The organism is Kitasatospora sp. NPDC085879, from assembly GCF_040686255.1.
Classification (GTDB): Bacteria; Actinomycetota; Actinomycetes; order Streptomycetales; family Streptomycetaceae; genus Kitasatospora.
The window spans coordinates 1-7,708 of sequence record NZ_JBFBJZ010000141.1 but is presented as its reverse complement, the minus strand read 5'-3'; the positions used below and the strand labels follow the sequence as shown (position 1 = coordinate 7,708).

Here is a 7,708-nt window from a genome sequence, read left to right as displayed (position 1 = left end):
GCGCTGGTCAGCGTGGTGGCGTCGGCCAGATCCGCGAGCAGACGCGAGCCGGCGTGGTTGACCACCCCGTGCCCGTCGGCGCTGACGACGAGCTTGGGTCGGGACCGGGTAGGGTGCACGCAGAAAGTGCCTTCCTGCTGGTACGACTGGGACCTTAGACAAGCCTCATCGTTGCAGCTCAGAAGGCACTTTCGCTTTTCCGATCATGATCCGGACGCGCCCCCAGATGAAACGCGCAGGCTAACTCACCGGCATTGCAGCTCAGAAGGCACTTTCGCTTTTCCGATCATGATCCGGACGCGACCCCGGATGAAACGCGCAGGTCAGGCCGGTCGCTCCATACACATGCCCGGGCACCTGGCGCCGGAGCAGAGCGCCCGGGCTGTAACTGGCCGACCACGAGGGCGGCAGACCGCGGAAGGCCCTCACCAGGCCGGGTTCAGTCGTCCGGCGGAGAAGGTCTCGCCCCCGGGGATGGCAGCCAGATCGGAGCACGGGCCGGGCGCCTGGAAACGGGCCTCATTGCCGATCACATAGTAGTTTGCTCACGTTCTAGGCCTGTGGACCCAAAGGGAGATCTGGGCCCTTCCTCTCGATCACACCGATCACTAGGATCACACCTTTAAAGATGTTTACCAACGGTTAATAAAATCCCACGCGCTGCGCCATGCGGCCACTCGACCGGGCCAGCGCCTGACTTTCGGACTGCACTCTTCATCTGAGAAAGTACTGTGAAAACCGTGAATGGCCCTGACCGACTCCCGGCCGGCTCCCCCTCTAAGATATTCTGCCCGTTTCCGGCGGAGATTCACCCCAACGGATCCGCCATCGAGTCGGATCTCCTCGCCTGGGCCGAGCAGCATCGCCTTGTGGCCGGCGCCGGCCCGAAAGACCGGTTCACGTCGGCACGTTTCGGCTCGTGCGCCGCGCTGACCTACCCGAGAGCCTCGGACCTGTCCGTACCGGCAAAGTGGGTGGTATGGCTTTTCATGCTCGATGATCAGTTCGATGAAAACATCCTCAGCGGAGGGGAAGAGGAAGCCAGGAGAATCGTTTCCGAAATTTGCCATACCCTTGAGGAATGGGCGGCCGACTCTCCGCGCAAAAATGGCTCTGCAAGCCCCTTCCTGACATCCTTGCGCGACATACTTGAAGGTATTGACGATCTTAGTGTCCCAGCCCTCTGGAAACTTCGATTCGCCACTCATACCCGCTCATATGCCATGACTTACTGCAGCGACGCTGCAAATTCGCGCAACTCTGGACCCCTCGACCTCGCATCATATCGATCTTTTCGGCGAAACAGCGGCGCCGTAAAGACATGCATTGATCTCATCGAAGCCTCGAACCGCATCCGCCTCTCCAAGCACCACGAGGGCAACCGGAGAATTTTCGACCTCCAGGAGGCGGCGAACGACATAATCTGCTGGACCAATGACGTATTTTCACTTCGGAAGGAGCTTATGCATGGAGAGATGAATAATATCGTCGCAGTTCTCCGGAGTGAAGGTTGTGAAACTTGGAAGCAAGCCATGAACCGAACCCTGGAGATGATCGAACAGCGCACGCATGACCTCATAGCCGCGAAATCCGACCTACTACGACCCCATGCAACAAGGGGGGATCTTCTGAATTATATTTCAGGAATTGAGAATTGGATATCCGGGAGCCTCCGATGGCATCAGGAAAGCTCTCGCTACAGGCCCACATAAGCGTCAGTACCGCAGCCCGCTACGGGCGACCGAACATCGAATGGTGAACCTCCAATATGAACCACGCAGCGCCGGTTTCCGGAATGGCTCCGAGGGCGGGCTGGAAAATACCTATTGTTGGGCATGCCCTGGAGTTGGCAGCCGACCCGCTGGGATTCATGACAGAACTGCGGAAACGTGGGGAGTTGGTGCGCATCAACATTGGATCAAGAGAGGTATACGTAGCCAATTCACCAGGCCTCATCCACCGCATATTGGTGACAGATGGGAATAAGTATGACAAGGGGCGTCTGTTCGACAAATCACGCGATGCATTGGGGAACGGACTACCCTCGTCAGACGGCACCTTCCACAAGCGTCAGCGCCGGCTGATGCAGCCGGCCTTCCACCATGCACGACTCGATCAATATGCCGCACTGATGGAAGGACTGGCAAGGGAGGAAGCCGATTCGTGGAGATCCGGTCAGATAGTGGACATGAAGGAGAGGCTTCACGCCCTGACCCTCAAAATCGTCGCAAAGTCGATGCTCTCGGTCGACGCCGATGGGCTGTTCCTTTCGGAAATTCAGTCAGCGCTGCCCATCGTGCTGCGCGGGATAGCTTTGCGCACAATACTCCCGATCGATCGCCTCGAAAAATTCCCACTGCCGGAAAGTCGACGATTCAAAGCGGCCAAGAACAGCCTGCGGAGCGCCGTCGATCAGGTGATCGACAGATATCGGATGGGCGGAATCGATCACGGCGACCTGCTTTCCATGATGCTGACGGCGCAGGACGTCCGCACAGGCGAATCAATGACCAACGACGAGGTCGCAGCCGAGGTGATGACAACTATCATCGCTGGCACCGAGTCTTCAGCCCTAACCCTTTCATGGTTCTTTCATGAGATCAGCCAGCGAGCTGATGTGGAACGGCGGATTCTGTCTGAAGTGGAATCTGTCATGGATGGCTGGTCAATTTCATTCAGCAGCCTTCCCTACCTGACGTACCTGCGGAGGGCACTGACGGAAACGCTTAGGCTCCACTGCCCCATCTGGATTTTCATGCGCCGATCCAAGGAGTCGGTCGATCTGGGAGGCTGTACGCTCCCAGCGGGGGCTGAAATACTTATCAGCCCATATGCTCTACATCGCGACGAAGCTTACTATTCCAGCCCCCTTTCGTTCGATCCGGATCGCTGGACAGGGAAGGAAATGGCTGCTCGCTCCGGAACCTTCATCCCCTTCTCGGCCGGAAGTCGCCAATGCATTGGTGACTCATTTGCTTGGGCTGAGATGACCATCATTGCCGCTTCGATACTCTCCAGGTGGAGGCTCCATCGTTGCGGCCGGCGAGCGACGAAAGAAAAAGTTTCGGCAATGGTCTCCCCAGATCGGCTTCGCGTTAAGGTTACGCGTAGATGATGGGGCTGCATCGTGGCCGGAAGGAATCCCGGCCACGGCGATATATTAACGCCAACCTCGGCCATGACCTGTCTTTAATATCAGATCCACAGGGGCCTGGACTCGCCGTTGTGTGAGCCGATTGAAGCACCGCTCCACAACATTGGAGAGCTCGGAGGTCCGGCTGTCGAAGACCGATGGCCTGCCGCCGTACTGTCTGTGCCCAATTCGGCCGACCGCTCGGTCGATCCGTTCGGGCGGGACAGGGGGCCGGATCCGGCGCCTGTGCAGCTGGGTGCGGACCTTGCGGGAACTGGAACCCTGAACAGCGCGTCGCTGTCGTCGCCACAAGTGGCGCACTCCCACGGGCGTTCCCAAAACCGCGGGCAGCTGGGTGGTCACGGTGGTGGTCGCTTCTCTCCCCGGGTCGTGGCCGTTCCGGCCAGGGCGGCCGGGACGGCGTTCGGGTCTGGTCAGCCCGGCGGCGGTCTCGGCAGCGGGTCCGTGGTGCGCGTCCAGCAGCGTGGTCTGCTGCTGGGTCGGCTTGCCGTCGGTGAGGGCTTTGTCCTGCTTACGCAGCCGCGCGCCGGGCCGGAAGGTGGGATCGCTCTCGCCGCGGGTCCTGTTCGCGGGGCCGGTGAGCCTGCCACCGACGGCGAGACAGCCCAGCAACTGAACTTGAATATGTGATGTCGGTCAGCCGTCCATGAGTAGGCCGGTGCCGGCGAGGCAGCCGTCGACCAGGTCGGGGCGATGCTGGATCTGTTTGAGTCGGCGCTTCACGGCCCGGGTGATCTGGCCGAGGTCGGCGGCGGCGAGGTTGCCGATGTCGCGTTTGACCAGCGACCAGACGCCCTCCTGCGGGTTGAGGTCCGGCGCGTAGGTGGGCAGCTGGAACACGGCGAGCCAGTCTGCGTTCGCAGCGATGAAATCCCGCAGCGGCTTGGTCAGGTGGAGGCGGACGTTGTCCCAGACCAGCACGATCGGGCCGCCGAGCTGGATCCGGGCGCGGACGATCAGGTCCCGGAAGTCGCGCCAGCCGAAGCCCTTCGGCTCGTCCTTGCGGCCCCGGTACTCGCGGATGCGGTAGATCAGCCGGGACCGTTCGCCGGGTTTGTAGCAGGTCATGCCCGCCATCGACACCCGGCCGGAGCCCCGGCCGCGCACCCTGACGACGGGGGTCCGGCCGATCCGGCCCCAGGTCCTGGCACGCGGCGGCGTCATCGACTGCCCGGCTTCGTCGCTGAGTAGGCCCGGGGCGCGGTGTCGGGATTACTCCTGGTCCGTTTCCCCGGACCTCTCGCCGAACCCGCCGTGCGCCTCTCAACGCAACGGGCTCTCCACGGTCTCTGTCGTCAGGCGGTCTCGGGGACCCAGGGGGTGGGGATCTTGTTGCCGCGGTAGCGATACCGGGTGACCGGGATCGCGCTGATCTTCCGCAGTCTGATCTCGCCCGCCGAGATCGGAAGCCACCGCCCGCTGGGGGTGGTGAATCGTCGGCGGAAGTCCCTCCAATTCCAGCGGTGCCGTTCACGTAGCAGGCGGACGAGTCGCCACCAGACGATGTCGTCCACCTTGGTGAATACGTGCTTCGCGACGGCGTGCCGGAAGTAGTGGGCCCAACCCTGTGTGGCTCTGTTCAAGTTGATCAGCACCACAGCCAGGTCCTGCTGCGACGTTCTGTGGGTCAGGGAGCGGATCTTCGCCTTGATCGACCGAAGGGGTCGTTCGGCGATGAAGGTGTAGACGTACCACTTGTCCGTTCCCCTCTTGCGGCGCCACTGGATGTGGAACCCCAGGAAGTCGAACCCTTCGCTCAGGTGCACCACCTGGGTCTTGGCCGGTGACAGCCGCAGCCCCATCGGTGCGAGCACTTGGGCGATCTCCTCGCGCAGTGCCTCGGTGTCCTGCCTGGTCCCGTGGACCAGGACGACGAAGTCGTCCGCGTAGCGGACCAGCCGCCACGAGGGCAGGCCCTTGGCCCGGCCTCGTCCGCGCCTGTACTCGGTGGACAGTTCCCCGCCGCCTTCCCACGCCCGGTGCAGGTGCTCGTCGAGCACCGACAGGGCGATGTTGGCCAGCAGCGGGGACAGGATGCCCCCTTGCGGCGTGCCGGTGTAGGTGTCCTGGAGTTCCCCGAGCTCGTTCAGCAGCCCGGACTTCAAGAACGCCTTGACCAGCGCCAGAACCCGCTTGTCCTTGACCCGCCTCCGGACCCGGTCCATCAACGCGACGTGATCGATCTCGTCGAAGCACGCCGCGATGTCCGCGTCCAGCACCCAGCGGTAGCCGCAGGTGCCATACAAGTGGATCTCGGCAATCGCGTCCTGGGCCCGCCGCTTGGGCCGGAACCCGTAGGAGACCGGCTTGAAGTCGGCCTCGAAGATCGGCTCCAGCACCAGCTTCAGCGCAGCCTGCACGACCCGGTCGGCGACCGTGGGAATCCCCAGCCGCCGCACCTTCCCCGACCCGCCCGGCTTGGGAATCGTCTTCTCCCGCACCGGCAGCGGCCGGAACGCACCCGACTTGAGCTGGGCGCGCAGGTCGTCCAGGAGCCCGGGAACGCCCAGCGTCTCCTCGACGTCTGCGGCCGTCAGGCCGTCCACGCCAGGAGTGCCAGCTCCCCGGTTGCCCGCGACCCGGTCGAACGCCGCGATCAGCGTCGCCGGGTCGCGCACGAGGTTGAACAGATCATCGAACCGGCGGCCGGAATCGGCCACCGCCCAACGGTGAAGCTTGGCCTGCATCTCCGATACCCGCTGGCGCGGCCCCACCGGGACCGTCTCCAGCAGAGCGCCGCTGTTCAGCGGTGCCTCTTTCGGCATTGCAGCCTCCTCCCCTCTCGATACCGCTGCCGCCCTTCCCCATGCACCGGGCTCTCCCCGGCTCGGAGTACTACGGCGGCTCCGCCCCACCCGGCCCGTTCGGCGGTCGATGCGCCTATCCCCGCCGGCGGATTGGCTGTCCGTCACCGGGGAGGTGTGACCGGGTGGTTCCCGTGTTCACTGCATTTCGCTCGACGAAGTAGGAGCCCGACTGTGTCCCTGCGGCATCGCCACGAGTACGCCGTAGTCCTTCCTCGTGGCCTCCCGGCCAGCTTCGAAAGACCGGCCAAGGAGTTCCCCGCCGCCCCGCGACGAGTGCGCACCGCTTCCGGCCCAGATCCGCCAGGTTCGAGCCGATGACATCGTTAAGAGACGTAAAGACGCCGGTTCCTCGCGTACTCCTCTCCATCCCGCTCGCCGGACCCGCGCCATCTGGCAGTACTGGCACGTCCCGGCTTTGTCAGGGCCGCTCCCGCCCTCCCCGGCATCACCCGGATCAGGCTGCCCCCAGCTCCACCTCCCTGCTACGACAGGTCAGCGGTGAAGGTCTCTCACCTCCACACGAAACACAGCGCATCACGGCGCAACTCGAAGACGATCCAGGCTCCGAGGGCCGCCGCACAGCTCTTACCCGCGGCCAGGTCTCCTTCTTCCACACCTCGACCGCCGCGTCGTCGCGCTCGATTGCCCGGCGGGCGGGCTGCTGCCACGACCAGCCGTGCCGCTTGAGCAGCTGCCACGTGCCCTCGACCGTGTAGGAGACGTGGAACAGCCGGCCGATCAGCGTCTTGATCCGCGCGAGCGTCCACCGCTGGTCCGCCCAGCCATGGGCGAGCGGTCCGCGCTCCAACTCCCTTTCCAGCCTGGCGATCTGGGCTGGACCGAGCCTCGGGCGACCCGGCGATCCCTTCGACTGGACACCCGCCTCTCCACGCTCGCGCCAGGCCCGGCGCCACCGCTCCACCGACCGCTCGCTCACCCGCAGCGCGACAGCGATCTCCCGGTTCTTCTCCCCGCCCTCGAAGCGTTCCACGGCCTGAAGCCGGATCCGCTCCCGCGCGGCCCTCTCGGCGTCGGTCAGCCCGCCGCCCTGCGCGTACCTCACGAACCCAGAGCTACCGGAGCCCACCCACCGCTGTCAGGCGAACGGCTCCGACATCACTCAATCAAGTTCAGAAGCACCGGTAGAAGCGGTTCCAGTCCCATGGGGCAGGAGGACGGAAACGGGATACGCACTGCGCTGCCGTTGCGCCGACGACTGCTTTGCCTGCTTGCGGCCAGCACGCGCCGATGAGGACGCTGATCGAGACCAGCCAGGCCCGTTGTCGCCGACACGGGCGGGCAGAGCAAGCGTGGGACCCGCACCGGCACAAGGCCGTCATTCCGGCTCGGTGTCACCCGCACGAGTCGCTGCCGCTGGATCAGGGACGCGGCCGTACGGCACCGGCGCGGTACGCAGCACCATGGCTTGGAGGGTAAAAGCGAGACGCCGAATCTCCTCAGCCATCAGCTCCAGCTGATCTCTGACATCCCGGCGCTGCTCGCCGGTAGTGTGCGGGGAGACGGGGCGTGTGCGGGACATGGGGCGGTTCATCGCTGCTCCTCGGATGATGTGTGCGCCGTCCTCAAGACTCATGTACCGCGTCCGCTCGCCCCATTCCCTCGGAGGTCCGAGCCGAGCGTGGGGGTGCCCTCTACGGCTGAACGTCCTCCAGCATCTCGGTGACGAGGGCGGCGATCGGCGAGCGCTCGGATCGGGTCAGCGTGATGTGGGCGAACAGCGGATGCC

At 64.1% G+C, this 7,708-nt stretch carries 4 protein-coding genes and 1 pseudogene; 2 read left to right on the top strand and 3 right to left on the bottom strand.

Annotated features, from left to right (window positions below):
* Positions 1-740 precede the first annotated feature (740 nt).
* Complete coding sequence (locus tag AB0P35_RS40865; protein ID WP_363521428.1) at positions 741-1,712, top strand: hypothetical protein; 972 nt, start codon at positions 741-743, stop codon at positions 1,710-1,712.
* A gap of 56 nt (positions 1,713-1,768) precedes the next feature.
* On the top strand, positions 1,769-3,115 hold the full coding sequence (locus AB0P35_RS40860) for a cytochrome P450 (RefSeq protein ID WP_363521425.1): 1,347 nt from the start codon (positions 1,769-1,771) through the stop codon (positions 3,113-3,115).
* 675 nt (positions 3,116-3,790) lie between these two features.
* On the opposite strand, the pseudogene AB0P35_RS40855 reads toward AB0P35_RS40860, so the two are convergent.
* From AB0P35_RS40855 to AB0P35_RS40845, 3 genes and pseudogenes are all read right to left on the bottom strand, one after another.
* A pseudogene (locus tag AB0P35_RS40855) lies at positions 3,791-4,336 on the bottom strand (transposase); the annotation flags it as partial.
* 113 nt (positions 4,337-4,449) lie between these two features.
* Positions 4,450-5,919: a group II intron reverse transcriptase/maturase gene (ltrA, locus tag AB0P35_RS40850; protein WP_363521422.1), complete on the bottom strand. Its 1,470-nt coding sequence runs from the start codon at positions 5,917-5,919 to the stop codon at positions 4,450-4,452.
* Positions 5,920-6,415: 496 nt separating this feature from the next.
* Positions 6,416-7,024: a winged helix-turn-helix domain-containing protein gene (locus tag AB0P35_RS40845; RefSeq protein ID WP_363521419.1), complete on the bottom strand. Its 609-nt coding sequence runs from the start codon at positions 7,022-7,024 to the stop codon at positions 6,416-6,418.
* Positions 7,025-7,708: the final 684 nt, after the last annotated feature.

Bases quoted from the DNA above. Each gene is read 5' to 3' on its own strand.
- AB0P35_RS40860 (WP_363521425.1), top strand. From the start codon at position 1,769: ATGAACCACGCAGCGCCGGTTTCCGGAATGGCTCCGAGGGCGGGCTGG.
- ltrA (WP_363521422.1), bottom strand. From the start codon at position 5,919: ATGCCGAAAGAGGCACCGCTGAACAGCGGCGCTCTGCTGGAGACGGTC.